The sequence below is a fragment of the Sphingobium sp. JS3065 genome (assembly GCF_026427355.1).
GTDB lineage: Bacteria > Pseudomonadota > Alphaproteobacteria > Sphingomonadales > Sphingomonadaceae > Sphingobium.
Genome location: NZ_CP102664.1, coordinates 1,885,051 through 1,910,061, shown reverse-complemented (window position 1 = coordinate 1,910,061; position 25,011 = coordinate 1,885,051). Strand labels below are relative to the sequence as shown.

General features: G+C 62.9%; 26 protein-coding genes and 2 pseudogenes. 15 read left to right on the top strand and 13 right to left on the bottom strand.

Annotated features, from left to right (window positions below; genetic code table 11):
• Positions 1–38 precede the first annotated feature (38 nt).
• The 5 genes from crcB to NUH86_RS09080 are packed head-to-tail and all read left to right on the top strand — an operon-like array spanning position 39 to position 3,349.
• The gene (gene crcB, locus NUH86_RS09100) at positions 39–422 is read left to right on the top strand and encodes a fluoride efflux transporter CrcB (RefSeq protein WP_267249205.1); all 384 of its coding nucleotides are present in this window, start codon (positions 39–41) and stop codon (positions 420–422) included.
• Positions 419–1,738 carry an RluA family pseudouridine synthase gene (locus NUH86_RS09095; RefSeq protein ID WP_267249204.1) on the top strand — a complete coding sequence of 440 codons (1,320 nt, stop codon included), beginning with the start codon at positions 419–421 and terminating at the stop codon, positions 1,736–1,738. Before crcB ends, NUH86_RS09095 begins: the two co-directional genes overlap by 4 nt.
• A complete protein-coding gene (locus NUH86_RS09090) occupies positions 1,735–2,403 on the top strand; it encodes an HAD-IA family hydrolase (RefSeq protein ID WP_267249203.1) in 669 nt (222 codons plus the stop codon). The genes NUH86_RS09095 and NUH86_RS09090 overlap by 4 nt, the downstream gene beginning before the upstream one ends.
• Positions 2,400–2,657: a hypothetical protein gene (locus NUH86_RS09085; RefSeq protein ID WP_267249202.1), complete on the top strand. Its 258-nt coding sequence runs from the start codon at positions 2,400–2,402 to the stop codon at positions 2,655–2,657. The genes NUH86_RS09090 and NUH86_RS09085 overlap by 4 nt, the downstream gene beginning before the upstream one ends.
• Positions 2,654–3,349: an ATP12 family chaperone protein gene (locus NUH86_RS09080; protein WP_267249201.1), complete on the top strand. Its 696-nt coding sequence runs from the start codon at positions 2,654–2,656 to the stop codon at positions 3,347–3,349. The genes NUH86_RS09085 and NUH86_RS09080 overlap by 4 nt, the downstream gene beginning before the upstream one ends.
• Positions 3,350–3,386: 37 nt before the next feature.
• Here the strand turns inward: NUH86_RS09080 and NUH86_RS09075 are convergent, their stop codons facing one another.
• The 3 genes from NUH86_RS09075 to NUH86_RS09065 form a co-directional block, all read right to left on the bottom strand.
• Positions 3,387–4,043, bottom strand: a complete 657-nt coding sequence (locus NUH86_RS09075) for a murein L,D-transpeptidase catalytic domain family protein (RefSeq protein WP_267249200.1) — start codon at positions 4,041–4,043, stop codon at positions 3,387–3,389.
• Between the two features lie 124 nt (positions 4,044–4,167).
• On the bottom strand, positions 4,168–4,458 hold the full coding sequence (locus NUH86_RS09070) for a hypothetical protein (protein WP_267249199.1): 291 nt from the start codon (positions 4,456–4,458) through the stop codon (positions 4,168–4,170).
• A gap of 4 nt (positions 4,459–4,462) precedes the next feature.
• On the bottom strand, positions 4,463–5,917 hold the full coding sequence (locus tag NUH86_RS09065) for a L,D-transpeptidase family protein (RefSeq protein WP_267249198.1): 1,455 nt from the start codon (positions 5,915–5,917) through the stop codon (positions 4,463–4,465).
• A 58-nt stretch (positions 5,918–5,975) separates the two neighbouring features.
• On the opposite strand from NUH86_RS09065, the gene NUH86_RS09060 reads away from it, so the two are divergent.
• On the top strand, positions 5,976–6,899 hold the full coding sequence (locus NUH86_RS09060) for a histone deacetylase (protein ID WP_267252078.1): 924 nt from the start codon (positions 5,976–5,978) through the stop codon (positions 6,897–6,899).
• On the opposite strand, the gene NUH86_RS09055 is transcribed toward NUH86_RS09060, so the two are convergent.
• The 7 genes from NUH86_RS09055 to hisB form a co-directional block, all read right to left on the bottom strand.
• Entirely contained in the window at positions 6,900–7,481 is a 582-nt protein-coding gene (locus NUH86_RS09055) for a hypothetical protein (RefSeq protein ID WP_267249197.1), read from the bottom strand.
• Between the two features lie 78 nt (positions 7,482–7,559).
• On the bottom strand, positions 7,560–7,880 hold the full coding sequence (locus tag NUH86_RS09050; RefSeq protein ID WP_267249196.1) for a phosphoribosyl-ATP diphosphatase: 321 nt from the start codon (positions 7,878–7,880) through the stop codon (positions 7,560–7,562).
• 42 nt (positions 7,881–7,922) lie between these two features.
• Positions 7,923–8,165 (bottom strand): PEP-CTERM sorting domain-containing protein, encoded by a 243-nt coding sequence (locus NUH86_RS09045; protein ID WP_267249195.1) that lies wholly within the window; start codon positions 8,163–8,165, stop codon positions 7,923–7,925.
• A gap of 160 nt (positions 8,166–8,325) precedes the next feature.
• Positions 8,326–9,090: an imidazole glycerol phosphate synthase subunit HisF gene (gene hisF / locus NUH86_RS09040; RefSeq protein ID WP_267249194.1), complete on the bottom strand. Its 765-nt coding sequence runs from the start codon at positions 9,088–9,090 to the stop codon at positions 8,326–8,328.
• Between the two features lies 1 nt (position 9,091).
• Positions 9,092–9,829, bottom strand: a complete 738-nt coding sequence (gene hisA, locus NUH86_RS09035) for a 1-(5-phosphoribosyl)-5-[(5-phosphoribosylamino)methylideneamino]imidazole-4-carboxamide isomerase (RefSeq protein WP_267249193.1) — start codon at positions 9,827–9,829, stop codon at positions 9,092–9,094.
• Positions 9,826–10,443 carry an imidazole glycerol phosphate synthase subunit HisH gene (gene hisH / locus NUH86_RS09030; protein ID WP_267249192.1) on the bottom strand — a complete coding sequence of 206 codons (618 nt, stop codon included), beginning with the start codon at positions 10,441–10,443 and terminating at the stop codon, positions 9,826–9,828. Before hisH ends, hisA begins: the two co-directional genes overlap by 4 nt.
• Entirely contained in the window at positions 10,440–11,027 is a 588-nt protein-coding gene (gene hisB, locus NUH86_RS09025; RefSeq protein ID WP_267249191.1) for an imidazoleglycerol-phosphate dehydratase HisB, read from the bottom strand. The genes hisH and hisB overlap by 4 nt, the downstream gene beginning before the upstream one ends.
• Before the next feature lie 87 nt (positions 11,028–11,114).
• Here hisB and NUH86_RS09020 point away from each other — a divergent pair, with 87 nt between their 5' ends.
• The 4 genes from NUH86_RS09020 (at position 11,115) to gmk (ending at position 14,153) form a co-directional block, all read left to right on the top strand.
• Complete coding sequence (locus tag NUH86_RS09020) at positions 11,115–11,591, top strand: SspB family protein (protein ID WP_267249190.1); 477 nt, start codon at positions 11,115–11,117, stop codon at positions 11,589–11,591.
• A 66-nt stretch (positions 11,592–11,657) separates the two neighbouring features.
• On the top strand, positions 11,658–13,043 hold the full coding sequence (gene fumC / locus NUH86_RS09015) for a class II fumarate hydratase (protein ID WP_267249189.1): 1,386 nt from the start codon (positions 11,658–11,660) through the stop codon (positions 13,041–13,043).
• A 49-nt stretch (positions 13,044–13,092) separates the two neighbouring features.
• Positions 13,093–13,434 (top strand): hypothetical protein, encoded by a 342-nt coding sequence (locus NUH86_RS09010; RefSeq protein WP_267249188.1) that lies wholly within the window; start codon positions 13,093–13,095, stop codon positions 13,432–13,434.
• Between the two features lie 53 nt (positions 13,435–13,487).
• Positions 13,488–14,153 (top strand): guanylate kinase, encoded by a 666-nt coding sequence (gene gmk / locus NUH86_RS09005; protein ID WP_267249187.1) that lies wholly within the window; start codon positions 13,488–13,490, stop codon positions 14,151–14,153.
• A gap of 7 nt (positions 14,154–14,160) precedes the next feature.
• Here the strand turns inward: gmk and NUH86_RS09000 are convergent, their stop codons facing one another.
• Together NUH86_RS09000 and lgt are read right to left on the bottom strand one after the other, a co-directional pair.
• Complete coding sequence (locus NUH86_RS09000) at positions 14,161–15,228, bottom strand: class I SAM-dependent methyltransferase (RefSeq protein WP_267249186.1); 1,068 nt, start codon at positions 15,226–15,228, stop codon at positions 14,161–14,163.
• Entirely contained in the window at positions 15,218–16,084 is an 867-nt protein-coding gene (gene lgt / locus NUH86_RS08995) for a prolipoprotein diacylglyceryl transferase (RefSeq protein ID WP_267249185.1), read from the bottom strand. Before lgt ends, NUH86_RS09000 begins: the two co-directional genes overlap by 11 nt.
• A gap of 367 nt (positions 16,085–16,451) precedes the next feature.
• Between lgt and NUH86_RS08990 the strand changes: the two genes are divergently transcribed.
• The 4 genes and pseudogenes from NUH86_RS08990 (at position 16,452) to NUH86_RS08975 (ending at position 21,668) form a co-directional block, all read left to right on the top strand.
• Positions 16,452–17,357: a tyrosine-type recombinase/integrase gene (locus NUH86_RS08990; RefSeq protein WP_267249184.1), complete on the top strand. Its 906-nt coding sequence runs from the start codon at positions 16,452–16,454 to the stop codon at positions 17,355–17,357.
• A gap of 12 nt (positions 17,358–17,369) precedes the next feature.
• Positions 17,370–17,978: pseudogene (locus NUH86_RS08985) on the top strand (transposase); the annotation flags it as partial.
• A 512-nt stretch (positions 17,979–18,490) separates the two neighbouring features.
• Positions 18,491–20,848, top strand: a complete 2,358-nt coding sequence (locus NUH86_RS08980) for a TonB-dependent receptor (protein ID WP_267249183.1) — start codon at positions 18,491–18,493, stop codon at positions 20,846–20,848.
• Between the two features lie 112 nt (positions 20,849–20,960).
• Complete coding sequence (locus NUH86_RS08975) at positions 20,961–21,668, top strand: alpha/beta fold hydrolase (protein ID WP_267249182.1); 708 nt, start codon at positions 20,961–20,963, stop codon at positions 21,666–21,668.
• Positions 21,669–21,882: 214 nt separating this feature from the next.
• Here NUH86_RS08975 and NUH86_RS08970 read toward each other — a convergent pair.
• A pseudogene (locus NUH86_RS08970) lies at positions 21,883–22,314 on the bottom strand (transposase); the annotation flags it as partial.
• A 348-nt stretch (positions 22,315–22,662) separates the two neighbouring features.
• Here NUH86_RS08970 and NUH86_RS08965 point away from each other — a divergent pair.
• A complete protein-coding gene (locus NUH86_RS08965; RefSeq protein ID WP_267249181.1) occupies positions 22,663–24,888 on the top strand; it encodes a TonB-dependent receptor in 2,226 nt (741 codons plus the stop codon).
• Positions 24,889–25,011 lie beyond the last annotated feature (123 nt).

Here is a 25,011-nt window from a genome sequence, read left to right as displayed (position 1 = left end):
CTTCCCAATCCTTGCAAAAATGCTCTAGGGCGGGCGGCATGACCAATATCTTTCTCGTCATGGCAGGCGGCGCCGTCGGATCGGCGCTGCGTTATCTGCTTGGGCGTCTTGCAGGCCAGATGTTCCCCGCCGCCCTGTGGCCATGGGGAACCTTCGGGGCCAACATCATCGGCGGTTTCGCCATGGGCCTGCTGGCCGGGTGGCTGGCGCGTTTCAACACCGGCGCGGGTGAACCGATCCGCCTGCTGCTCGCTGTCGGCGTGCTGGGCGGTTTCACCACTTTCTCCTCGTTCAGCCTGGAAACCGTGCTGATGATGGAACGCGGCCAGTTCGGCATGGCGCTGGCCTATGCCGCCTTTTCGGTCATCGGCGCGGTCGGCGCGCTGGCCGGGGGCGTCGCCGTGATGAGGAGCGTCGCATGAAGGGGCGACCGCCCGGCAAAAGCTCCGGTCCGCGCAAGCCCGCCGCCGCTCCCCAGGGGCGTGCCCGCGGTGCCGCCAAGGCCGCTCGCGCCCGCAAGCCCGACGCGCCTAAAGCCGGCCCCAAGCCCGGCCCAAAGCCGGCCCCCAAGTCCAACGCAGCGAAGCCTGCCGTCCCGCCCGCCAAGTCGTCTCCGGCCAAGGGCGTTTCGCTGGATGTCCGGCAGTTCCGCGTCGGCACGGACGATGACGGCATCCGGCTCGACCGCTGGTTCCAGCGGCATCTGCCCGATGTCGGTTTCAACACCGTCTCCCGCTGGACCCGCACCGGCCAGTTGCGCGTCGACGGCGCCCGCGCGGCGCCGGGCGATCGCGTCGCGGAGGGCCAGAGCATCCGCGTACCCCCCGCCGAGCCAAAGGCGGCCGAAACCGTGAAGCCCAAGCGCGTTCGTCCGCAATTGACCGACGACCAGACCGCATTCGCCCAGGGGATCGTCATCCACCGCGATGCGCAGGCCATCGTCATCAACAAACCGCCGGGCCTGGCCACCCAGGGGGGCACGAAGACCGACGATCATGTCGACGGCCTGCTCGACGCGCTGGAATATGAACTCGACCAACGGCCCAAACTGGTCCATCGCCTGGACAAGGACACGTCCGGCGCGCTGCTGATCGCCCGCACAGCCCGGTCGGCGGCCTTCTTCGCCAAGGCTTTTTCCAGCCGCACGGCGCGCAAGGTTTATTGGGCGATCGTCATGGGCGTCCCCTCCATCGAGGACGGCATGGTCGAACTGCCCATCGCCAAGCAGCCGGGAACCGGCGGCGAGAAAATGCATGTGGACCAGGAGGAGGGGCTGCCTTCCCGCTCGCGCTATCGCGTGATCGAGCGCGCGGGCAATCGCGCTGCCTGGGTCGAACTACAGCCCTATACCGGCCGCACCCATCAGTTGCGCGTCCATATGGCGGCCATCGGCCATCCGATCGTCGGCGACGGCAAATATGGCGGCAAGGAAGCCTTTCTGAGCGGCACGATCAGCCGCAAGATGCACCTTCATGCTCGCCGCATCCGCGTCGATCATCCCGATGGCGGCCGCGTCGACGTGCGCGCCGAATTGCCCGAACATTTCGCGGCCAGCCTGGTTTCGCTGGGTTTCGACCTGTCCGTGGGCGATCTGCCGTTGGACGAGGAGATCGCCCGCCCCCCCACGCGGGAGGATGAGAAGAAGGCCGCCCGTGCCCATGCCAAGCAAATCCGCAAGGGTCGCAAGGGCGAAAGGCGCGCGCGGGGTTCGGGCGCAGGACCGCGCAAGAAGTCATGACGAACAAGCTTGCGGTGTTCGATTGCGACGGCACGCTGGTCGATAGCCAGCACAGCATCTGCACGGCCATGATTCGCGCCTTCGAAGGGGAAAGGCTGGCCGCGCCGGATCGGGCGACCATCCTGTCCGTCGTCGGCCTGTCGCTGCCGCTTGCCATGGCCCGGCTGCTTCCGGAGGCGGAGGCCGATTATCACGAGCATCTTTCGGAACGCTACAAGCTCGCTTTCCAGCAGCTTCGCCGCGAGAACGCCGTGTCGGAGCCGCTTTATCCGGGGATAGCCGACCTCATTCGCGACCTGGATGCCGATGGATGGCTGTTGGGTGTCGCGACCGGCAAGTCGGACAGGGGGCTGCAACTTTGCCTCAGCCATCATGGCATCCATGCGCATTTCGTGACGTTGCAGACGGCCGACCGCCATCCGTCCAAGCCGCATCCATCCATGCTGCTCACCGCCATGGCCGAAGCGGGCGCCACCCCTGAAACGACGGTGATGATCGGCGATACCAGCTTTGACGTTGACATGGCCTTGACGGCGGGTACCCGCGCGCTTGGCGTCGGCTGGGGCTATCATGCGCCGCAGGACCTGATCGCGGCGGGCGCGCATAGCGTGGCGATGGACAGCGCGGAATTGCGCGGTCATATCCACGCCCACGACATCGGATGACCGACATGCCGCCGATCCCGCCAGTCGACCCTGAAAAGGTCGCCCGCCAGCGCTTTTTCGCGCTTGGCCTGTTCCGCCTGTCCGGCGCGTTGCTGGTGATGTTCGGCTTCCTCATATTGATGCAGCGCTTCCATTGGGTGCAGGGAAGCAAGGCCAAGGCGATGGGCGCGATCTTCGTCGTCGTCGGCCTGTTCCAGTTCGTGATCGTGCCGCGCCTGCTGCTCGCCTTGTTCCGGAAACCGCCGCAATCATGAAACGCTTCTACAAGGACGTCACGGTCGTTCCGGGCGAAACCGGTTTCGAACTTCGCTTGGATGGCCGCCCGGTCCGCACGCCCGCCCGCGCTCCACTGGCTCTGCCCAATGCGCGCCTTGCCGAGGCGATTGCCGAGGAATGGCGTGCCCAGGGCGACATGGTCGATCCGCGCTCCATGCCCTTTACCGGCCTGGCCAATGGCGCCATCGACCAGATCGAGCCCCATCGTGAAAGCTTCGCCGCGGGCATTGCGCGCTATGGGGAAAGCGACCTGCTCTGCTACCGCGCCGAGGGGCCAGCCGAACTGGTGGCGCGCGAAGCCGCCGCCTGGGATCCTCTGCTGGATTGGGCGCGCCGCCGCTATGACGTTACTTTCCGGGTAACGCAGGGCATCATCCCGGTCGATCAGCCTGCCGAGACGCTGGAACGGCTTGGGGGGGCGGTGGCTGCCTTCGATCCCTTCACCCTTGCGGGGCTGTCGACATTGGTGACGCTGTCCGGATCGCTGGTCTGCGGCCTCGCGGTCGTGGAAGGCGGTCATGATGGCGATGCGATCTGGGCCGCCGCCGAAATCGACGAGGCGTGGGAAACCGAACAATGGGGCGAGGATGCCGAGGCCGCCGCTCGTTCGGCGCGGCGCAGGGATGAATTCGCGATGGCGCGAGCCTTTTGTGAATGGACTCGCGGCTGAGTTGAGCGGGGGGACTGTGGTCCCACACGCCCCTGGCTTACGGCACCCCGCCGACGATCTTGTCGGCAAAGAGCAGCCGGCCCGGCCCCATCAGCCCGATGAATTGCGGCAACATATGACGGGCCAGCGCGAAGCACCCTTCGCTGCGGCCGATCTTGCCCCAGGTCGCGATATGATCTTCGCTGACATAATCGGCGCCATGCACGACGATGGCGCGCATTTCCGCATTGTTGTTTTGCGGGTCCAGCCCCATCAGGCGCATCGCCCGGCCATGTTGGCCTTCGTAGATTTCGCCCGTCTTGAACGCGCCCGAACTACTCGCCAGCGAATTGGGTTCGTTGGAAAAGGTCTGGAGCCAACCCGAATGTCCGGGGTCGGAGCCGCGGCCATGGGCGACCAGATAGGAACTGGCCTGTCCGCCGATCAGGTCGACCACATGGAAACGCAATTCCCGCGAGGGTGCATTGAAGTCGGCCAAGCCCACCCGGTCGCGCAACGTGAACATATGGCCATGCTGATCGAGCGCCGCCTTGGCGCGCTCCAGCAATTTCGCATAGGGTCGGACAGCGAGCGGCCCGGCGGGAACCGGACGCGGCAGCGTTTCACCGAGGGACGCCGCCCGTCCGGCGCTGTCGGCAAGGAATGAAAAGGCCAGCCCGCTCAAAGCGAGCTTCGTAAAACTGCGACGATCCATGAATCGCAATATAGCAAAGGAGCGGCGCCGGTCCAAGGGCAGCGTCGGATCGCGCCCGCCATCCACGCGATCCCGGTCCGCAAAGCCGCCATTCCGCCTCGTTTCCGGGGCGGGACGTGCCGACTTATTGGGTCGCGTTCGCACCTTCCTCCGCGCCCGCTCGCTCCAGGCGCGCGGTCATGCCGGTGGCCGCGGCGTCATCCTCTATCTGCTGTTGTTCTGAAATGGTCGGGGCGGGGGCCGGTGCGGGCGCGGCATTATTGCTCGGCTCCGGGGTAGCCTCCGGCTCGTCGACGATGACATTCTCGACCGGCGGTTCGACCAGATTGTTGGTCACCGGGGCCTCTTCCTCCTTCTTCCCGCAGGCGGCGAGGGCGAGCGCGCCGGCAAGGGCGATGAGGGCGAATTTGCGCATGAAATCAGTCCTTCGATGCGATGGAGGCCGCGGGCGCGGCGGTCGGGTCGACGCGACGGCTGGACGCTTCGATCTTTGCGGCCAGCAGCTTGTCCCAGCCATAGGGATCGGAACGAAAACTCATCGTGCCGTTATTGCTGGCGAAGGCGGTCCAGTAAAGCAGGTACACCGCTACTTCCTTGGGCAGCGAAACCCGCTGGGTCTTGCCGGTGTCGATCAGCGACTGGATCTGCCCGGCGAGATCGGGATTGCTGGCCACCATCAGCTCCGCCAGCGGCACCGGCTTTTCCAGGCGAATGCAGCCATGGCTCGCCAGGCGGTCATAGCTCGAAAATTTCGCTCGCGACGGGGTGTCGTGCAGATAGACGGCGAAGGGATTGTTGAAATCGAATTTCAGCCGCCCCAGCGCGCTGTTGGGTCCGGCGGGCTGCACGATCCGCTCGCCTGTCTCCGGCTTGCCGACGATCTTGTATCCTTGGCGAATCAGCGCAGCGCGCCCCTTGGGCCACAATTCGCGCTTGGCGATGGAGGCGGGCACGTTCCACGGCGGATTGACCACGATCGAATGGATACTGGATGTCAGCATCGGCGTCGCATTGTCCGGCGCGCCCGTCACGGCGCGCATCGACGTCACAGGCTCATCGCCCTCGAATAGCGTCAGCACGGCGGCGGCGATGTTCACCTGCACCCTGTTGACCGGCAACTGGCGTGGCATCCAGCGCCAGCGTTCCATATTCGCCATGATCGCGGCGATGCGGTCGTCCACCGGCACGTTCAGTTCCCTGAGCGTCCGCGCATCCAGCAGGCCGGTGGGGTTGAGGCCGTAGCGCCGCTGCGCCCGTTGCAGCACGTCGACCAGCTTTTCGCCGGGCGTGACGCTCTTGTCTTCTATCGCGATGCGTGCGCGCACCAGGTCGGGGGAGGATTGCGCCGTCAGCGTGGGCCAGCCGCCCGTATCGCGAATCCGTTCATAATTGGCCAGGCCCTTGCGCAGCCCGTCATAGCCCGCATAGGGCGGCGTCAGGTTGAGCGCCCATTGCGGCAGCCGATCCTCGCTGATCGCCTTGGCTAGGCCCGGCCGCGGATCGAACGGGGCAGGGCGCAACGCCCAGATTTCCAGGAAGTCCGCCGTGTCGACGCGCCCTGTGCTGAGCGCTTTGGCCCGGTCCAGCGCCGCCGAAAGCAGGGCGTTGCCCTTCAGGTCTCCGGTCGCCTTACTGCGCGCCATCAGTCCTTGCTGCGTGCCGCCCTTCAGCCAGTCGTTGAGCCAGCGTTCCTGCGCGGCGGACGGTTGGGGCAGCGGAACAGGCGGCGGCGTCACGATGGACGGCGGCAGGATCACCTGCGGCTGGGGCGCGGGCAGGGTCGGCGCAACCGCCGGAGGCTGCGCCACGGATGGCACGGCAGCGGCGGCCAGGAGGCAAAAAACGGAAAAACGGATCAATTCGGGACGGTTCATGCTGGACCAGATAGCGCAAAGCCCGCATCGTTCAAACTCGAAGATAGCGGAAAAGATGATGCTGCACGTCGTTCACCATTCGGCCTATGTCTCTCCGGCAACAGCGGGCAGTTCCTTTCGCTTCGACAAATATGGGCTGGTGATGGAAGCGCTGACCATGGCCGCCGCGTCCTTTACCGTGCATGAACCCACCCCCATGCCGCGCCGGTGGATAGAGGCGGTCCATGACCCCGCCTATGTCGATCAGGTCGCGACGATGACCGTGCCGCGCGAAAAGGAACGGCGCATCGGCTTTCCGGTGACGGAGCGGGTGATGCGCCGATCCATGCTCTCGCCCGGCGGCACCTGGCTGGCGGCCCGGCTGGCGCTGCGTCATGGCTATGCCGCCAATGCGGCGGGCGGCAGCCATCATGCGCTGGCCGACAGCGGCGCGGGCTATTGCGTGTTCAACGATCTTGCCATCGCCGCCAACCGGTTGATCGGCGAGGGGGATGCGCGGCGGATATTGATCCTGGATCTCGACGTGCATCAGGGCGACGGCACCGCCGCATTGATGAGCGGACGGGAAGAGGTTTTTACCCTGTCGATCCATGCCGAACGCAATTTCCCGGTGCGAAAGGCGCAATCCACGCTCGACATCGGCCTGCCCGATGGAACGGACGACGATGCCTATATGGACGTGCTGATGCAGGCGATGCCGCCTGTGCTGGACGATTTTCGGCCTGATCTGATTCTCTATCAGGCCGGGGTCGATCCCCATGCAGACGACCGCCTGGGCCGCCTTGCGCTCAGCGATGCAGGTCTGGACAGCCGCGACCGGGCCGTGATGCGCGCCGCTCGCAGCCGGGGCATAGCGCTCGCCAGCACCATGGGTGGAGGTTATGGCGCGGACCGCATGGCGATCGCCCGGCGGCATGCCGCCTGCATGATCCGGCTGGCGGAGGAGGCGGCTGCCGAAAGCGATCCCGGCGCGCAATCCTGATCAATGCACCGTTTCCTCTGTCACGGCGTCCGGGCCGGTCGGGCGCCTGCTCTCCATGATCTTTGCCGCCACCAGTCCGGCCGCGATCAACGCGACAAAATCGCTGAAGGCCAGGTAAAGACTATATCCCCAGGGCGTATGGTTGAACACGGCTTGCCCGACATGCAGCCACAGCACGGCCGTGAGCGCGAACAATATCGTCACCCTTGCCCTTCCGCCCAGATCGCCACTGACGAAGCGCAGCATCAGCGCGATCAGCACGCCGACAACCAGCGCCAGGATCAGGCCGCCGATCAGCGCGCCCGCATCCGTCACCGGGAAGCCGCTGTTGTTGTAGAAGACCATCGCGACCGGCCCCTTGCCATAAAGCACCGTGCCTTCAGCGGTTGCCGGATCGGGAATGACGTAAACGCCGGTTCCTGACGGCGTTAGCGCCTGCGCCATGGCGGCCTGCAAATTGCTGCCGGCTCCGGATTCCGTGCGATGAAAGGCGAGGCCGCTCAGCGGCGTCCCCCAGAAGACGAAGCCCACCAAATACATCGCCACGCCGCCGATCATGCCGCCCAACAGGGTTTTGAACATAGGCCCTCCTGTCCTCTCAATGGTTGAGAGGCTGACGGACAAACGCCGATGCGGCAATATCTTTCCGGAAAAAGGCGTTTAATCGGTCTTGCGGGAGGCTTTTTCCGCGATGCCCGACACGCCTTCGCGCCGGTCGAGTTCGTCCAGCACATCGTCCAGGCCGATGTCGAGATCGGCCAGCAACACCAGCAGGTGGAACAGCAGGTCCGCGCTTTCACCGATCGCGCCCTGCCTGTCGGATGCCATGGCGGCGATGATCGTCTCGACCGCTTCCTCGCCCACCTTCTGGGCGATCTTGCCCCGCCCCCTGGCGGTCAGCTTGGCCACATAGGATTGGCTGGGATCGGCCTGCCGCCGCTGACGGATGGTCTGTTCAAGATCGAATAGGGTCGCGCGCATGACGCCATCAAGCGCCGCGCACGCGACCCGTCAAATGAAAACTTACTTCCGCTTGCGGCGAGCGGCGAAAACCCGTGCGCCCAGAACCGCCGCGCCCAGGCCGAACAGGGCCATCTGTTCGGGTTCGGGAACCGGTGTGGGCGTGCCGCCGGAACTGGAGCCGCCGCCCGAAGAACTGGACGAGCCGCCGCACTTCTTGCCCCAGCACCAGCTTGCCTCGGCCGGAGCCGCCGCGCCCATCAAAGCGGCCACGCCAGCGGTCAGAAACAGCTTGTTCACATTCATTTGCCTCACCCCTTTATCGGTTTGGAACAGGTAAAGGGAAATATGCAGGGACCGTGCCAAATAGACGAAAAACCCGGAGGGCGCGAAGAATATGGTTAACCAGTAATCCGCATATCTGGTTAATGTAAACTCAACCGACGCTTTGGCAGAAAAGCCGCTGTCAACCCGCCCTGACGGGAATGCCGGCAGCCGCAAGTGCCTGATGCGCTTCGGCAATGCTGTGTTGACCGAAGTGAAATATAGATGCCGCCAGCACGGCGCTGGCATGGCCTTCGATCACGCCCTCCACCAGATGTTCCAGCGTGCCGACGCCGCCGCTGGCGATCACCGGGACCGACACCGCATCGGCGATGGCGCGGGTCAGGGCAAGGTCATAACCCGCCTTGGTTCCGTCGCCGTCCATGGACGTGACCAGCAGTTCGCCCGCGCCCAGATCGGCCAGCCTGACGGCATGTTCCAGCGCGTCGATGCCGGTCGGCTTGCGCCCCCCATGGGTGAAGATTTCCCAGCGGCCTTCCCCGACGCGCCGGGCGTCGACCGAGCCGACCACGCACTGGCTGCCGAAGCGGTCGGCAATGTCCGCCACCACTTCGGGGCGGACGACCGCGGCGCTGTTCACCGCCACCTTGTCCGCTCCGGCGAGCAGCAGCGCCCGCGCATCTTCCGGACTGCGCACGCCGCCGCCGACCGTCACCGGCATGAAGCAGACCTCCGCGGTGCGCCGCACCACGTCCAATATGGTGCCGCGCGCCTCATGCGTTGCGGTAATGTCCAGGAAGCACAGTTCATCCGCGCCCGCCGCGTCGTAGATCTTGGCCTGCTCTACCGGATCGCCTGCGTCACGCAGGTCGACGAAGTTCACGCCCTTGACGACGCGCCCATTGGCGACGTCCAGGCAGGGTATGACGCGGGTGCGGACGGTCATCCTATGCCGCCGCCTGCGCCACCGTCAGCGCGGTCTTGAGGTCCAGCCGCCCGTCATAGAGCGCCCGGCCGGTGATCACGCCTTCAATGCCCTCATCGGCATGAAGACTGAGGATGCGGATATCCGCGATGCCCGCGACCCCGCCGCTGGCGATCACGGGAATGTCCGTCGCCCGCGCCAGATCGACGGTCGCATCGATATTGCAGCCCTTCAGCAGCCCGTCGCGGCCGACATCGGTGAAGAGCAGGCTGGCGACGCCCGCATCCTCGAACCGGCGGGCAAGGTCGACCACCGGCATGTCCGATTTCTCGGCCCAGCCGTCCGTCGCGACGAAGCCGTCGCGGGCATCCACCGCCACCACGATGCCGCCGGGAAAATCCCGCGCGGCGGCCTTGACGAAATCCGGGTCTTTCAGCGCCGCCGTGCCGATCACGATGCGCGATACGCCCAGGTCGAACCAGCGTTCCACCGCCTCCCGGTTACGGATGCCGCCGCCCAGTTGCACATGACCGGGAAAGGCCGCGACGATGGCTTCGACCGCTTCGGCATTGACGGCATGGCCCGCGAAGCTGCCGTCGAGATCGACCACGTGCAGATGCTGCGCACCCGCTTCCGCGAACAGCAGCGCCTGCGCGGCGGGATTGTCGCCATAGACGGTGGCGCGATTCATGTCGCCTTCGGCCAGGCGGACGACCTGGCCGCCCTTTAGGTCGATGGCGGGGAAAACGATGAGGCTCATGGACGCCATTCCAGAAAGCGGGAAAGGAAGGAAAGGCCGTAATTCTGGCTCTTTTCCGGGTGAAACTGGCAGCCGATGATCGTGTCCCGCGCCACCGCGGCGACCAGCGGGCCGCCATGATCGGTCACGGCGGCGATATGATCGTCCTGCGCTACGTCGAAATGATAGCTGTGCAGGAAATAGGCCTCGCCCGCTTCCAGCAGCGGAGGATTGCCGCGCAGGGTCACGTCGTTCCAGCCCATATGCGGCACCTTGATCGCCGGATCGTGCGGCTCGATCAGGCGTACCGTGCCGGAAATCCAGCCCAACCCTTCATGCCGCCCGAATTCCTCCCCGGCGTCGGCCAGCAGCTGCATGCCCACGCACACGCCCAGAAAGGGCACGCCGCGCCGATGCACTGCTTCGTTCATCGCCTCGACCATGCCGGGGATGGCGACCAGCGCATCGCGGCAGGCGCGGAAGGCGCCCACGCCGGGCAGGACGATACGATCCGCCTTCGCCACCAGATCGGCGTCGGCGGTGATGGCGGCATCCGTCGCGCCCGCCTTGCGCAGGGCGTTATGCACCGAATGAAGGTTGCCCGCGCCGTAATCGATCAGGGCAAGCGTCGTCACAATATCCCCTTGGTCGACGGAATGGCGTCGGCCTTGCGCGGGTCGATCTCCACCGCCTGCCGCAGTGCGCGGGCAAGCCCCTTGAAGCAGCTTTCCACGATGTGATGATTGTTGCTGCCGTAAAGATTTTCGATGTGCAGCGTGATCCCCGCGGCCTGGGCGAAGCTGTGGAAGAAATGCTCGACCATTTCCGTATCCCATTCCCCGATGCGCTGCACGGTGAAGGGCGCCTTGAACACCAGCCAGGGGCGGCCGGAAATGTCCAGCGACACGCGGGTCAGCGTCTCGTCCATCGGGGAATAGACGCTGCCGTAGCGGGAAATGCCGCGCTTGTCGCCCAGCGCCTTGGCCACCGCCTCGCCGATTGCGATCGCCGTATCCTCGGTGGTGTGGTGCTGGTCGACATGCAGGTCGCCGACCGTCTTCACCTCCATGTCGATCAGCGAGTGGCGGGACAGTTGCTCGATCATGTGATCGAAAAAGCCAATGCCCGTCGAAACGGTATAGATGCCGGTGCCGTCCAGGTTGACGGTCACGTCGATCTGCGTTTCCGCAGTGTTGCGGTGAATGTCGGCCGTGCGCATGGCTGCGCCCTATACCGAAGTGTGCGCCGGTTGCAATGTGCCGTCACGCTCTTGACCCGCGCCGCCGCGCCGTTAGGACATGGGCGGATGAGCGATGACCTGCCCGACAGCCTGATTCCCTATGACGAAATCGTGCAGGAGGCCCTGCGCGCCGTGGTTGGCCGCGTATTGGGGGAAATCGAGCGTTCCGGCGGGCTTCCCGGCGTGCATCACTTCTACATCACCTTCAAGACTCAGGCGGTCGGTGTCGATATTCCGCGCCATCTGGTCGAGCGCTTCCCGGATGAGATGACCATCGTGCTCCAGAATAAATTCTGGGATTTGAAGGTCGGCGATGATGCTTTCGGGGTCAGCCTGACCTTCAATCAGGTGGCCGCGCATCTGCATATTCCCTTCGCCGCGATCACTGCCTTTGTCGATCCGGCGGTGAATTTCGCCCTTCAGTTCCAGGCGCAGGCCGACATCGCGCCCGAACCGCATGAAGAGGCGGAGAATGACGCGCCCCAGATGACGACGGAAGATGGCTCGAATGTCGTCACCGTGGATTTCGGCAAGAAAAAATAGGTCTGGAATAGGGGACTTGGCGTCCCCAGATTGGCGGCACTCCGGCCATTTCAAGGAGCGCCCGACTTGAGCGAGACTCGTACCGAAACCGACAGCATCGGCGCTATCGAAGTGCCTGCCGGCGCTTATTGGGGCGCGCAGACCCAGCGCAGCATCGAAAATTTCCCTTTCGGGGCCGACGAGCGGATGCCGATCGGCATCGTCCACGCCCTGGCCATCGTGAAGCAGGCCGCGGCGCGGGTGAATCGCGGCCATGGACTCGATTCGGGCCTGGCCGATGCGATCGAGGCGGCCGCCGCCGAAGTGATCGCGGGCCACCATGACGACCAGTTTCCCCTCGTCATCTGGCAAACCGGCAGCGGCACCCAGTCGAACATGAACGTCAATGAGGTGATTGCGGGCATCGCCAATGAAGCGCTGACCGGCAAGCGCGGCGGCAAGAAGCCGGTCCACCCCAACGACCATGTGAATATGGGACAGTCGTCCAACGACAGTTTCCCGACCGCGTTGCATATCGCGGCGGCGCGGGCGGTGACGGGGCATTTGTTTCCCGCACTGGACCGGCTGCATGCGGCGCTCGATGCCAAGGCCAAGGCATGGGCAGGCATCGTCAAGATCGGTCGTACGCATTTGCAGGATGCGACGCCCCTGACGCTGGGGCAGGAATTTTCCGGCTATGCGCATCAACTCTACCGTAGCCGCAAGCGGATCGAACCCGCGACCATGCATGGCATGACGGCGCTGGCGCAGGGCGGCACGGCGGTCGGCACCGGCCTCAATGCGCCCCAGGGCTTCGATGTCGATGTGGCGAGGGAGATTGCGGCGCTGACCGGCTTGCCGTTCCGCACCGCCGACAACAAGTTCGAGGCGCTGGCGTCCAACGATCCGCTGGTTCATCTGTCCTCGACCCTGGCGACGCTGGCGGTGGCGCTGACCAAGATCGCCAATGACATCCGCCTGCTCGGCAGCGGTCCGCGCTCGGGCCTTGGTGAACTGGACCTGCCCGCCAATGAGCCGGGCAGTTCCATCATGCCCGGCAAGGTCAACCCGACCCAGTGCGAGATGCTGACCATGGTCGCCGCCCAGGTCATCGGCAATCATCAGGCGGTGACGGTCGGCGGCTTGCAGGGGCATCTGGAACTCAATGTCTTCAAGCCGCTGATCGGCGCGGCGGTGCTGCGGTCGATCCATTTGCTGAGCGTCGGCATGGACAGCTTTGCCGAACGCTGCGTCGAAGGGCTGGAGGCGAACGAAAGGCGGATAGCCGAACTGGTCGACCGGTCGCTGATGCTGGTGACGGCGCTGGCCCCGGAAATCGGCTATGACAATGCAGCGAAGATCGCCAAGCACGCCCATGCCGAGGGGCTGACCCTGAAGGAGGCGGGGTTGGCTTTGGGGCTGGTGGATGAAGCGACCTTCGACCGGCTGGTGCGGCCTGAAAATATGGTCTGATCCAGATCAACATGGCGGAACCGGCCGGGCTGCGGTACATTGACGCCCTATGAAGAAAAATTCGTCCGATCAGCCGATCATCGCCGTCCGTCCGCCCCGCAAGGATGGGCTGCTCAAGAAGGCGGCGCGGGTCGGGGCGACCGTCGTTGCGGCACGGGTCGCGGCGGATACGGGGAAGAAGGGCGTGATCGGCCTGCTCGCGGGCATGGGGGCCAAGCGGTTGATCATGCGCCATCCGGCGGGCGCCCTGTTCGTGACGGGCGCCTATATGGCGGGCAAGATTTTCGAAGCCAAGCGGGAAGCGGATCGCAAGCGCAAGACCAAGGCGCTGCCGGACAAAAGCGGTCAGCCCATATTGATCGAGGAGGCGCGCAAAGCCCGCAAAGGCTGACGCGCGCGGATTGTCCCTCTTGCCAAATCGCGTTGTTGGCGGCACTAGCGGCCATGGCCGACAGCACCTCCATCGAGACGCCCGATTTCAAGCGCCGCGGCGTCCTGTTCGTTCTTTCCTCGCCTTCGGGCGCGGGCAAATCCACCATTGCGCGCAAACTGCTCGCCGCTGAGCCGGATCTGGCGATGTCGGTGTCCGCGACGACGCGGCCGATGCGGCCGGGCGAGGTCGAGGGCAAGGACTATCATTTCGTCGATCTGGAGGAATTCCGGCGGATGACCGCCGAGCATGAGTTCCTGGAATGGGCGCATGTCTTCGGCCAGCGTTACGGCACGCCCCGCGCGCCGGTGGAGGAGATGCTGAAGTCCGGACAGGACGTGCTGTTCGACATCGATTGGCAGGGCGCGCAGCAATTGCACCAGATTGCAGGCGGCGACGTGGTCCGCATCTTCATCCTGCCGCCGTCCATGGAGGAACTGGAGCGTCGTTTGCGGGGCCGGGCGACGGACAGCGATGAAGTGATCGAGGGCCGCATGTCGCGTGCCGCCGGGGAGATCGCGCATTGGGACGGCTATGATTATGTCCTTTGCAATGTCGATGCGGAGGATTGCTTCCGCCGCGTCCAGACCATCCTGCATGCCGAGCGCATGAAGCGCAGCCGCCAGACGGGTCTCATTGGCTTCATCCGCAGGCTCAGCCGCTATCATCAGGAGGATTGAGGGCCGTTCAGCCCTCGAATCCCGCCGGGTCGGCCCAGTCCGGGTGAACCCAGGCCATCGCCTTGAACAGCGTTCCCATGGCGTCGTCGGCGGTCAGCCGGTGGCGGGCGGCTTCCACCTCTTCCGCGCGGGCGGGGGTGGTTCGGCTGAGCTGATCGGCGCGGGCGTCGATGCCGAGCTGGCGTAAAAACGCGCCCTGACCGACGGTCCGCGTCACGCGCAGCCCGGCCTGCCGCGCCATATTGCCGATCATGGTGAAATCGACATGGGTGGTGAGGTCGCTTTCGCCCGGTTCCAGAAATGGATCGGCGAAGCGATGCGCCCTGACCGCCTGGAGCGTGTCGCCGGTCGCCGGGCCTTCATAGCCATAGTCGACGATGATCGCGGCGCCGCCCTGCTTCGCGATTCGGTGGGCCAGTTCCAGCGCGATGGCCGATCCGGCGAGGGGCATTTCCAGGATCGTGCCCTCCGGCGCGTCCGCGGCCATGGCGGGGATGCCGGATTCGACGCGGCGGTAACCGGGCATGGGGGCGAAGCGGTCGGGTTCGTCCGGGTCGGGGCGGATGACGACCCGTTCGCGCCATTCGCTGCCGACGCGGACGATCTGCCGGACGGGGAGGGCGTCGAAAAATTCATTGGCGACGACCAGCAACGGCCCCTCGTCCGGCAGGGTGGACACGGCGTCATGGTGCTGGACGTTGGGAATGAGCGCCCTTTGCCGTTCGCGCAGGCTGGGGCTGGTCTCCACGAAATGGATGCGCGGGTGAAGCCCGGCGCTGGCCATGGAACGCAGCGCGTCGGAAGCGAGCGTGCCGCGGCCAGGGCCTAGCTCGACATAATTCACCGCCGGACGGGTGCCGGACCGCATCCAGATGTCCGCCAGGCACAGGCCGATCAGTTCCCCGAACATCTGGCTGATCTCGGGCGCGGTGGTGAAATCGCCCGCTACGCCCAGCGGATCGCGGGTGCCGTAATAATGCTGGTTCGCCTCCGCCATATAATGGGCGACGGAGATCGGGCCGCCCGCCGCGATCTGGCGGGCGAGGCGTTCGGACAAAGTCAGCTCAACTGACACTCGCGCTGCCTGCAACGGGTTCGACGCGGACGCGGCGGCCCTTCGCCGTGACGATCAGGTAGAGGCCGCCCAGGATCATCGGGACGCACAGCCACTGGCCCATATGCAGGCCGGTGCGGGCGGCGAATTCCATGAGTTGGGCGTCGGCCTCGCGAAAATATTCGACGCCGAAGCGGAAGACGCCGTAGCCAAGCAGGAAGAGGCCGACGAGCATGCCGGGATTGTAGCGGGCGCGGGTCTTCCAGAAGGCGAAGGCGAGGATCAGGAACAGCACCATGCCTTCCAGGACGGCTTCGTAAAGCTGGCTCGGATGGCGGGCGAAGGGGCCGCCGGTGGGAAAGACGATCCCCCAGGGCACGTCGGTCTCCTTGCCCCAAAGTTCCCCGTTCACGAAATTGGCGAGGCGGCCAAAGAACAGGCCGAAGGGGACGCAGCAGGCGACGAAATCATGGATGCGCAGCCAGGACAGCTTTTCCCTGCGCGCCATGTAGAGGATGCCGAGCGACACGCCGATCGCCCCGCCATGGAAGGACATGCCGCCGTTCCACAGCTTGAAGATGTCCAGCGGATTGCGAAGGATTTCGGGCTGGTAGAAGAAGACATAGGCCAGCCGCCCGCCGATGATGATGCCCAGCGTCGCGTAGAAGATCATGTCGTCGGCATGGCGGCGGGCCATGGGCGAACCGGGCTGGGCGATCAGCTTCAGCAGATACCAGTAGCCGATCAATATGCCCGCCAGATAGGCGAGGCTGTACCATTTCAGCGTGAAGAAGCCGAGGTCGAGCGCGACCGGGCTGAGGCCTAGCTGGTCGAAACGGATGGCGCCCGAAGCGGCGGCGGCAAGGTCAAGGATCAAGTTGTCGTTCCCCTTGGGAAAATCGTCCCCGCCATAGAGCAGGTCGGGGGAAGTAGGAAAGGGGGAAGGCGAAAATCGAAGCTGCGGCGCCAGGAAATGGCGGAAAAGCGTCGGTTTGGAACCGAAGTTCACAGTGTATGCGCGCGCGTGCCTGGGCGCGCGTATGCGTGGCGTATCGGACATTTCGAAGAGGCGTGCAGGATAGGCGCGTTGGCGGGGAATAGGACAGGCTGAATTTCGGGCTGTTGGAGAAATAGGATGTTTTTTGAGGGGTTTGTGGCCGTTGGGCCACGCATTGACCTGGGCCTTTGGCGGGGCGAGGTTGCCGTCTGAGGTTGGCAGTTCCTTCAGCGAAGAGGAACTTGCCATGACTGTCTCGATCAACACCGCTCCGATCAGCCCGCTCCGTCAACGCATGCAGCACGATATGATGATGCGGGGTTTTGGCCCCCATACACAGAAGGATTATATCCGCCATGTGAAGCGCCTGGCCGCCTTTCTCGGACGTCCTCCCGATACGGCGACCGAAGAGGACCTGCGCCGCTTCCAGGTGATGCAGCATGAAAGCGGCGTCCGGCCTGCCACCATCAATAGCCCGGTGTCGGCGCTCCGCTTCCTGTTCACGGTGACGCTCAAGCGGCGCGATCTGGCACGGGCGCTGGTAATCACCCGTATTGTCCCCCGGATGCCCGAAGTGCTGAGCGTCGAGGAGGCCGCGCGACTGCTCCAGGCAGCGCCGGGCATCAAGTACAAGGCGGCATTGGGCGTCGCCTATGGCGCGGGCCTGCATGTGTCAGAGGTCGCCCACCTCAAGGTCGATGATATCGACAGCAAGCGGATGCTGATCCACATCGAGCAGGGCAAGGGCGGCAAGGACCGCAATGCCATGCTCTCGCCGCAGTTGCTCGAACTGCTGCGGATGTGGTGGCGCGAGGGCAGGAAGCGCGGTGTCCTGATCCCGCATGGCTGGCTGTTCCCGGGCCAGACTGTCACCGATCCGATCTCGACCCGGCAGCTGCACCGCGCGGTTCAGGAGGCAGCCGAGGTGGCCGGAATCCGCAAGCGCGTCAGCCCCCACACCCTGCGGCACTCCTTCGCCACGCACCTGCTCGAACAGGATGTCGATATCCGCGTGATCCAGGTCCTGCTCGGCCACAGCAAGCTCGAAACCACCGCGCTTTACACCAAGGTCTCGACCCGGACGATCCACGCCGTGTCGAGCCCGCTCGACCAACTGATGGCGCTGATGGAGGGCAAGACGCCCGCCGGCTGAGCCGGTGCGCCCCGCCGCCTCTTTCTCACCCGGCTGACCGCCCTCTACGACGCGGGGCGGCTCGCCTTCTTCGGATCCATGACCGATCTGGCCGACCGTCGAACCTTCCTGCGGCACCTGTCGCCGGTGCGGAAAAAGCGCTGGGTCGTCTATGCCAAGCCGCCCTTTGCCGGACCGGAGGCGGTGCTTGCCTATCTCTCGCGCTACACCCACCGCGTCGCCATCTCGAACCGGCGCCTGGTTGCCTTCGACGCAAACGGCGTCACCTTCCGCTGCAAGGATTATCGACGCGACGGTGCTGAACGCCATCGCATCATGACGCTAGTCGTCGATGAGTTTATCCGCCGCTTCCTGCTCCATGTCCTGCCACGCGGCTTCCACCACATCGGGCATTCCGGCTTGCTCGCCAGCGCATCGCGCAAGGACAATCTCGGGCTCGCCCGCAGGCTGCTGGCCGTCCCGTCAGAGCCGGACCTGCCGACGCCCGAAATCCCGCTCAACACTTGGCAACCATGCCCGTGCTGCGGCGGGCGCATGATCGTCATCGAAACCTTCGCCCGCTGGGGGCAACCACGGGCGCCGCCGAAGTTACCCACGCTGATCCGGGAACTCGCGTCATGATCCGGCATGATCAGCCAACAGCCATCGCCCCGCATGACCTGCGGTGGTCAAAGGCAAGGGCTGCGTCCGTCTCCGAGGTGCCCATCTCGCAATCCAATCGCTGCACCCATGGCCATGCCCTCCAACCAGCAGCCATAGAGTCAGAGTTTCGTCGCTTTGGGAATCCCTCTCGTGAGTCAGCATCATGGGAGGTTGGTATGAATCAGATTTTTAACCCATACGCAACTGTAGTACTATCGTTGCATAGGCCCAAACGGCCGATTGCCATCAACCCTGTAATATTCAATTCCACAATATTGATAATGGTTGAGTAACCAAGCACTATACAAGGAGTGCCGCGTTAAGATGCCTTACAGCTTCGATGTAGTGGGGATTTCGATGCAGTGGGGATAAAACGGAAGCGGTGCCCGAAGGTATTGTTCCGGTTTTCGCGAGTAAACAAGCAGATATAAAGCAAAAATCGACAATAAGATTTAGTTTCATCAAAAATAGAATATATCCGGAGGATGTCAATGAATAAGCGGATTTTCACTGGCTTATTACTGGCGAGCGCAACAACCATGCCAACAATAGCGCTCGGGCAATCGGCAGAAGCGAGGTCCGATGAAATCGTGGTTACTGCCCGCAAGCGAGATGAGACGCTGATCTCGGTTCCGGTCATCGTGTCCGCGGTGCGCGGCGAGGAACTGGAGCGCAAGGGCATCACCAATCTCGACGGCCTCTCCCGCATCGTACCGCAGCTTGTCATCGGCGAAGGGGCGGGCAGTCGTCAAGGCGGCGGCATCGTCATCCGCGGGGTCGCCGGGCCGGACGCCAACAATCTCAGTGACCAGGCGGTTTCGATCAACGTCGATGGCGTGCAGGTGGCCAAAGGCAACGTGCGACGGATGAGCGAGGTCGATCTGGCTCAAGTCGAAGTCCTCAAGGGACCGCAGGCGCTGTTTTTCGGCAAGAACAGCCCTGGCGGTATCATTTCCATTCGAACAAACGATCCCGGTGATCGCCTGGAAGCCGGCGGCACAATGGGTTACGAAACCGAAGCGCAAGAAATGCGCGCAACCGCCTATGTCTCCACGCCGCTGTCAGAAACATTAGGCTTCCGCCTTGCCGGTATTTATTCGAGCATGGACGGTTACTTCAAGGACATCTCTCCGGCTGGGATATTCAAGGTCGCTGACCGGTCGCCCAATGCGCAATCCTATGCCGTGCGCGGGACGATGCTATGGAATCCCAGCGATCGCTTCAGCGCGCGGCTGAAGGTCAATTACGGAAATGCGAAGCAGAACGGGATGACTGCGTCCACGCAGTATACCGACTGCCCCACCGGCCAACGCCAAAGCGGAACGCCCGGGCTGTCGTGCAACATCGGAACCGACACTATCACTGTTGCCGGTTATGGACCGTATCTGGCGACGGTGGGCGGTACGCTCAACAATTTCCGCACTGACGGCAAACCTCACTCGTCGCAGTCGCAGATCCTGGCAAGCCTGGAACTGACTTATGACCTCGGCGAGCAAATTTCGCTACAATCGATCACTGGGTACTACAAAACACGTTTCAACAGCGCCCAAGTCATCTGGCCGGATCCTTCCGTGATCCCCGCCGCCAGTCTTGCCCTCGCAAGCGAGCAAATCTCTCAGGAACTTCGTCTTGCCACCGATTTCGAGGGTATTGTAAACTTTTACGGCGGCGCTTTTTATGCTCATTCCAAGGACGAAACCAGTTCATACGTCTGGCTTTTCGGCGGCAACCTCCCTTCGCCGTTCGGCACGCTGACTTCCCCCAGACAGTTCCTCAACATCCTGTATGGTCAGCGGGGCACCGCCTGGTCGGGTTATGGCCAGCTCAGTCTGAAGCCGACGGAGCAGTTCGAGTTGACCGCGGGTGGGCGCTATTCGTACGAGCGCAAGAGGTTGCCGATCGTCCGCCAGGGCATAGGGCCGAACCAACTCATCCTCGATAGCAGCAGAGAAGTCGCCACGCCTTTCCGATCAGACTCCTGGCGCAATTTCTCGGCGGAAGTCACGGCGGCCTATCGCCCCAGCAGCGACCTGACGATCTTTGCATCGTACAAGGAAGGTTTCCTGTCCGGAGGTTTCAATAGCAGCAACGCGCCGGCGGTTACGGATTTGCGCTACAAGCCCGAAACAATCCGCGGCTTCGAGGGCGGGATCAAGGCCGCCCTGCTCGACCGAGCGCTGCGGATCAACATCTCGGCATATGACTACAAACTCACCGATGTGCAGGTGGCCGGCTATATCGGGATCATCGCCACGCTCAACAACGCGGGCAAGGCCCGCACGACCGGCATCGAGGGCGAGTTCAACTACACGACACCTCTCCGCGGGCTGCGCCTCAATGGCGCCCTCTCCTACAACAACGGACGGTACACCAGCTTCCCCGGTGCCGCCTGCTACGCCGGGCAGACACCCGCCTTAGGCTGCACCATCGTCGGCGGTGTAGCCACGCAGGACCTCAGCGACACCCAGCTTCCGCGGGCGCCGAAGTGGGCGGCAGCCACCGGTTTTTCATACGAGACGCCAATTGGTGGCGACCTGGCCTTCGGCTTGGATGGAGATCTAACCTATAGCTCGAGCTATCTGACCGATCCAACGTCGGCGCCGCGCGGACGCCAGGCTGACTATACACTGCTGGGCGGCTCGGTGCGGCTAGGCGCGGAAAACAAGCGCTGGCAGATCGCGTTTATCGGACGCAACCTTACCAACAAGCACGTATTCCAGTTCACCAATGAGGTGCCGTTCACCGGAGGCGGCACCGGAACGGCCGCGGGTACCCTGTCCGATCGTTACGGTGCGATCGGTCGCGGGCGCCAGCTAATGGTACAGCTTTCAGTGAAATTCGGAGGCTGAGCCTCAGACAAGGCACATGGCCGGGTCAAGCGCCCGGCCATGTATTGTATTCTGAAGGCACTTTGGCGCGTCTTCCAGGGCGGCGTCTTGATTAAGATGAGGGTATCGGTCGATGGCGACATTCATTTTCATTCACGGTGGATTCCACGGGGGGTGGTGCTGGCACAAAGTCACTGCACGACTTGAAGCACAAGGCCACCGCGCTATCGCGCCCGACATGCCGGGACACGGAATCGATCCTACCCCCAGGCATACCGTGACGATGGACCTGATCGTCAGCAGACTGTGCGAGCTTATCGACAGCATCGAGGGACAGGTGGTGCTTGTCGGTCATTCCCTGGGCGGAGCCGTCATTTCCAACATTGCGGAAAGACGGCCTGAAAAAATCGAGCGGCTCTACTACGTCACTGCCTTCCTGTTGCCCAACGGCGACAGCACGCACGGCACACTTCAACGGCGCAAAAAAGGTGGTCCGGAGTCAGGCCTGTCAGATGACGGGGCGCAGTTGCTGCCATCACTCGATAGCGTTCGAGAATTGTTCTATCACCTATGCAGCGAGGACGACGTGGCCTTGGCGAAGATGCTGCTGGTTCCCGAAAATGCCGTCGTCGCCCTGGGCCCTGTAAGTGTCACGCCTGAACGTTGGGGAAGCATTCCGCGGTACTTCGTCGAATGTACGGCCGACCGGGCGATTCCACCGGAATTGCAGCGCAAGATGCACGTGGAAATGGGCTGCGCTCGGTACTGGGAAATACCCGCCGAGCACTCGCCATTCTTTTCACAGCCTGATGCTCTCGTCGAAATTCTACTGACACGCTGAACAGGTCCGCATCGCTCCGATATATCTTCAGAAAGCCTTGGAGAAGTTGCTGTCGTCCCGGGCCGACCCATTCGGTCAGGAGACATCTTGCTAGGCATCGCTCGCAAAGGCGCGAAGTTGGACGCCTCGAAAATCTCTGGCTTTTTTGAAGGGTCGTGTCCCACGGGGTTCTCTAATCGCATTCGTCAAGCTGTTGCGATGGGATATCGGCGACCAGGCGCAAGCCGACCATGACCGGCCCTTTGCGCGATGCCAGCGTCAGCGACACCAGCGTCTGGCAATTGGCGTTCTTGCCAAGCGCGCCGGCATATTGCGGGGCTACGCAATCCGAGCTCTTCCCCTTCTTGGGCAGTGCCGTGTCATCGACGATCAGCCAAGCATCTGCGCCGCCGACCTGGGCAACGGCTTCGGCGAGCAGCGCTGCCTCCAAAGGCTTCGCATCCCACACGCCGCTCGCGACAAAATGATGGAGCTGGTCGTAGCTGACCGAGCCATCCCGCGCCGCCATTGGCTGCACACTCTTGCGATCCCCCGGCCCGATCAGTCCCGCAACATAGCTCGGGCACATCCGGCCACGGGTCTTGTGCCCGAGCGCCGACACAAACGGTGCCAGCCAATCCTCAAGGGCATTCCGCCACTCATCCATCGCCAGCCTCCACAAGCTGGCTCCTCAGCCATCACCAATCCACACAAAAGGGAATCCCAAAATTAGGATTCCGCCAAAGGAGCGCTAAACACGTAGAGACGTCCTATTGAGTGAGTGGCATTTCTATTACGTATGAAATACATATATTGTGCACTTGTTCAATTCCCCAAGATGCGTTACTTCATGGATAACAATAGTATAGAAATATTTTAGATACAGTAAATGCAATAATATTATAGTTGCGCTTTTGGATACTATTATATCTTTCGTATGGCCGTACTTCCGTTTCGATCCAGTCATCGTAATTGATTTCTAAGTATAATAAGAAATAAATGGAGGGATAGGGGCATGGGGAATCGTACATTCGCTCGAGTTTCGAGCTTGGCTATCGTGGCTGGTCTGATCGGGGTATCGCCACGCGCCATGGCGCAAGAGTCCGCACAGGCCACGGACGATATTATCGTTACTGCGCAGAAGAGGGAAGAGCGCCTTCTCGACGTGCCGACGGCCATCGCGGCCCTGTCTGGCGATCAGCTTCAGTCGCGCCAGATTCTTATGGAAACAGATCTGGTGAAGCTTGTGCCGGGATTGCAGGTCAACAGCAATTTCGGGCAGACAAACCTGAACTACACGCTCCGCGGTATTGGCCCGGCCGGTCAGTTTGCTTCCAGCAACGCTGCGCCGATCGGTATCTACAGCGACGAAATTCCCCAGGCGTTCACGGCAGCGTCTGGCGTACAGTTCTTTGATCTTGAGCGCGTGGAAGTGCTGAAAGGCCCGCAGGGTACGCTTTATGGGCGAAACACCACCGGCGGACTGGTCAACTTCATCAGCCGTGCCCCCCAGTTGGACGGTGAATTGAACGGGCGGATGAGCGCCCTTTACGGCAACAGGCACAAATACGCCCTCGAAGCGGCGACCGATTTGACAATCGCGAGCGACAAACTTGGCGCCCGCGTGGCCGTTTCCGCGAGTGGCACCGATGGCTACATGCGCAATGCCGTGACGAAGGAAACATACGGCGATTACACCAGCATCCAGGGTCGCGTAATCCTGGTGGGCAATGTAACGGACGATCTCGACTTTCAGCTCAAATTATTCGGGAACCGGGTACGGGGCGAAGCGAGCCCCGGCTACTTCATGGGCACTTTGCCGGGCGGCAGCGATCTCTTCGGCTTCACTAGGGCAAATTTCGCCCGCAACGAGACGATCATCGATCGCAATCCAACGGAGCAGAACACGTCAGCCTACGGCACGTCGCTGCGGGTTAACTGGGATGCCGGACCGTTCGATATCGTTTCGGTGACCGGCGTTCAGAAATCGGCCTACTATCTCGATGGCGATTGCGACGGCGGCGCAAGCTCGCTCTGCCTTGCCATATTTGACACCAAGGCCAGGCAGTTCACTCAGGACCTGCGCCTTGCCTACGCCAATGATGGCGTAAATCTCATCGCCGGTGCCTTCTATGCTCAAGACACCATCCGTCAGAGCCAGATCTTGAGTTTCTTGGGGCAGCTTGGTCCCTTGGGCCTGAAACTGCATAACTACTTCACACAAAAGCGCGAATCCTTTGCGGTCTATGCGGATGGCGCGTTCGACGTCACGCCTGAACTGACTGTCACGGCAGGCGTGCGCTACACGTGGGACACGGTCCGCCTGACCGACACCTACGCGGTCGCGCTGGATGCCTATCCGAATGGCAACCCGGTGGCGAACCTGATCCCCTTCAGCCTCGTTTTCGACCCCAATCTTCGTTACCCTGACCAGAAGCGATCGCCATCGGCGCTGACGGGCCGCCTCGTGGTCGATTACAAGATCAGCGACGGCGTCATGATCTACGGCAGCTATTCGCGCGGCTATCGCCAGGGCGCCTTCAATGGACAGGCGGTAACGGAGGCGTCGCTCACTTATGTCGACCCGGAGAAGGTTCACGCCTTTGAGCTTGGTCTTAAGGGGCAATTCTTCGACCGGGCGCTTACGGCCACTGCAGACCTATTTTATCTGGACATCACCAATCAGCACGTAACCAGCCAGATCAACGTGAATGGCACCATCGCCCCCTCGATCGCGGGCCTGAATGGATATTCGCGCGGGTTGGAGTTTGACCTGTCCTGGAAGGTGACGGACCGGCTGACACTTCGCGGCGGCGGGAGCGTCTTGAAGACGCGTTATGACGATGGCCAGACCGTCGTAGGCGTTTCGGCCGACGGGAACCGGTTCCCTTATGCTCCGAAGTTCGCGACACAGGTCGGCGCCGACTGGAAGGTCTGGACGAACGACAAAGCCAGCGTGACTTTTTCAACCGACTGGAATTACACCGGCGGGTACTTCTACAATCCCGAAAACGGCAAGGCCTCGAACAACAGGTTCCTGAATCGGGGGTCGCCATCGTACTGGCTTGGCAATGCTCGGGTCACGGTGGGATTCGGATCGATCCAACTGTCGGCATGGGTAGAGAATCTGACCGACCAATTCTACATTCCGATCATTCAGGACGCTTCGGGTTTGACGTTCAATTACGGTGCCCTTGGCATGCCAAGGTCCTATGGCGTAACGCTGAAGACCTCGTTCTAGAGCACGGGGCGTGACATCGGAATCGCGCAATTCTCAAATTGATCTGCAAAAAATCCATCTGGACGGACCCTAAGTGTCTGATTGAAAACTAAGATTGGTAGTATCACCAGTCTGGCTTGGCGG

Bases quoted from the DNA above. Each gene is read 5' to 3' on its own strand.
- crcB (WP_267249205.1), top strand. From the start codon at position 39: ATGACCAATATCTTTCTCGTCATGGCAGGCGGCGCCGTCGGATCGGCG.
- NUH86_RS09095 (WP_267249204.1), top strand. From the start codon at position 419: ATGAAGGGGCGACCGCCCGGCAAAAGCTCCGGTCCGCGCAAGCCCGCC.
- NUH86_RS09090 (WP_267249203.1), top strand. From the start codon at position 1,735: ATGACGAACAAGCTTGCGGTGTTCGATTGCGACGGCACGCTGGTCGAT.
- NUH86_RS09085 (WP_267249202.1), top strand. From the start codon at position 2,400: ATGACCGACATGCCGCCGATCCCGCCAGTCGACCCTGAAAAGGTCGCC.
- NUH86_RS09080 (WP_267249201.1), top strand. From the start codon at position 2,654: ATGAAACGCTTCTACAAGGACGTCACGGTCGTTCCGGGCGAAACCGGT.
- NUH86_RS09075 (WP_267249200.1), bottom strand. From the start codon at position 4,043: ATGGATCGTCGCAGTTTTACGAAGCTCGCTTTGAGCGGGCTGGCCTTT.
- NUH86_RS09070 (WP_267249199.1), bottom strand. From the start codon at position 4,458: ATGCGCAAATTCGCCCTCATCGCCCTTGCCGGCGCGCTCGCCCTCGCC.
- NUH86_RS09065 (WP_267249198.1), bottom strand. From the start codon at position 5,917: ATGAACCGTCCCGAATTGATCCGTTTTTCCGTTTTTTGCCTCCTGGCC.
- NUH86_RS09060 (WP_267252078.1), top strand. From the start codon at position 5,976: ATGCTGCACGTCGTTCACCATTCGGCCTATGTCTCTCCGGCAACAGCG.
- NUH86_RS09055 (WP_267249197.1), bottom strand. From the start codon at position 7,481: ATGTTCAAAACCCTGTTGGGCGGCATGATCGGCGGCGTGGCGATGTAT.
- NUH86_RS09050 (WP_267249196.1), bottom strand. From the start codon at position 7,880: ATGCGCGCGACCCTATTCGATCTTGAACAGACCATCCGTCAGCGGCGG.
- NUH86_RS09045 (WP_267249195.1), bottom strand. From the start codon at position 8,165: ATGAATGTGAACAAGCTGTTTCTGACCGCTGGCGTGGCCGCTTTGATG.
- hisF (WP_267249194.1), bottom strand. From the start codon at position 9,090: ATGACCGTCCGCACCCGCGTCATACCCTGCCTGGACGTCGCCAATGGG.
- hisA (WP_267249193.1), bottom strand. From the start codon at position 9,829: ATGAGCCTCATCGTTTTCCCCGCCATCGACCTAAAGGGCGGCCAGGTC.
- hisB (WP_267249191.1), bottom strand. From the start codon at position 11,027: ATGCGCACGGCCGACATTCACCGCAACACTGCGGAAACGCAGATCGAC.
- NUH86_RS09020 (WP_267249190.1), top strand. From the start codon at position 11,115: ATGAGCGATGACCTGCCCGACAGCCTGATTCCCTATGACGAAATCGTG.
- NUH86_RS09010 (WP_267249188.1), top strand. From the start codon at position 13,093: ATGAAGAAAAATTCGTCCGATCAGCCGATCATCGCCGTCCGTCCGCCC.
- gmk (WP_267249187.1), top strand. From the start codon at position 13,488: ATGGCCGACAGCACCTCCATCGAGACGCCCGATTTCAAGCGCCGCGGC.
- NUH86_RS08990 (WP_267249184.1), top strand. From the start codon at position 16,452: ATGACTGTCTCGATCAACACCGCTCCGATCAGCCCGCTCCGTCAACGC.
- NUH86_RS08980 (WP_267249183.1), top strand. From the start codon at position 18,491: ATGAATAAGCGGATTTTCACTGGCTTATTACTGGCGAGCGCAACAACC.
- NUH86_RS08975 (WP_267249182.1), top strand. From the start codon at position 20,961: ATGGCGACATTCATTTTCATTCACGGTGGATTCCACGGGGGGTGGTGC.
- NUH86_RS08965 (WP_267249181.1), top strand. From the start codon at position 22,663: ATGGGGAATCGTACATTCGCTCGAGTTTCGAGCTTGGCTATCGTGGCT.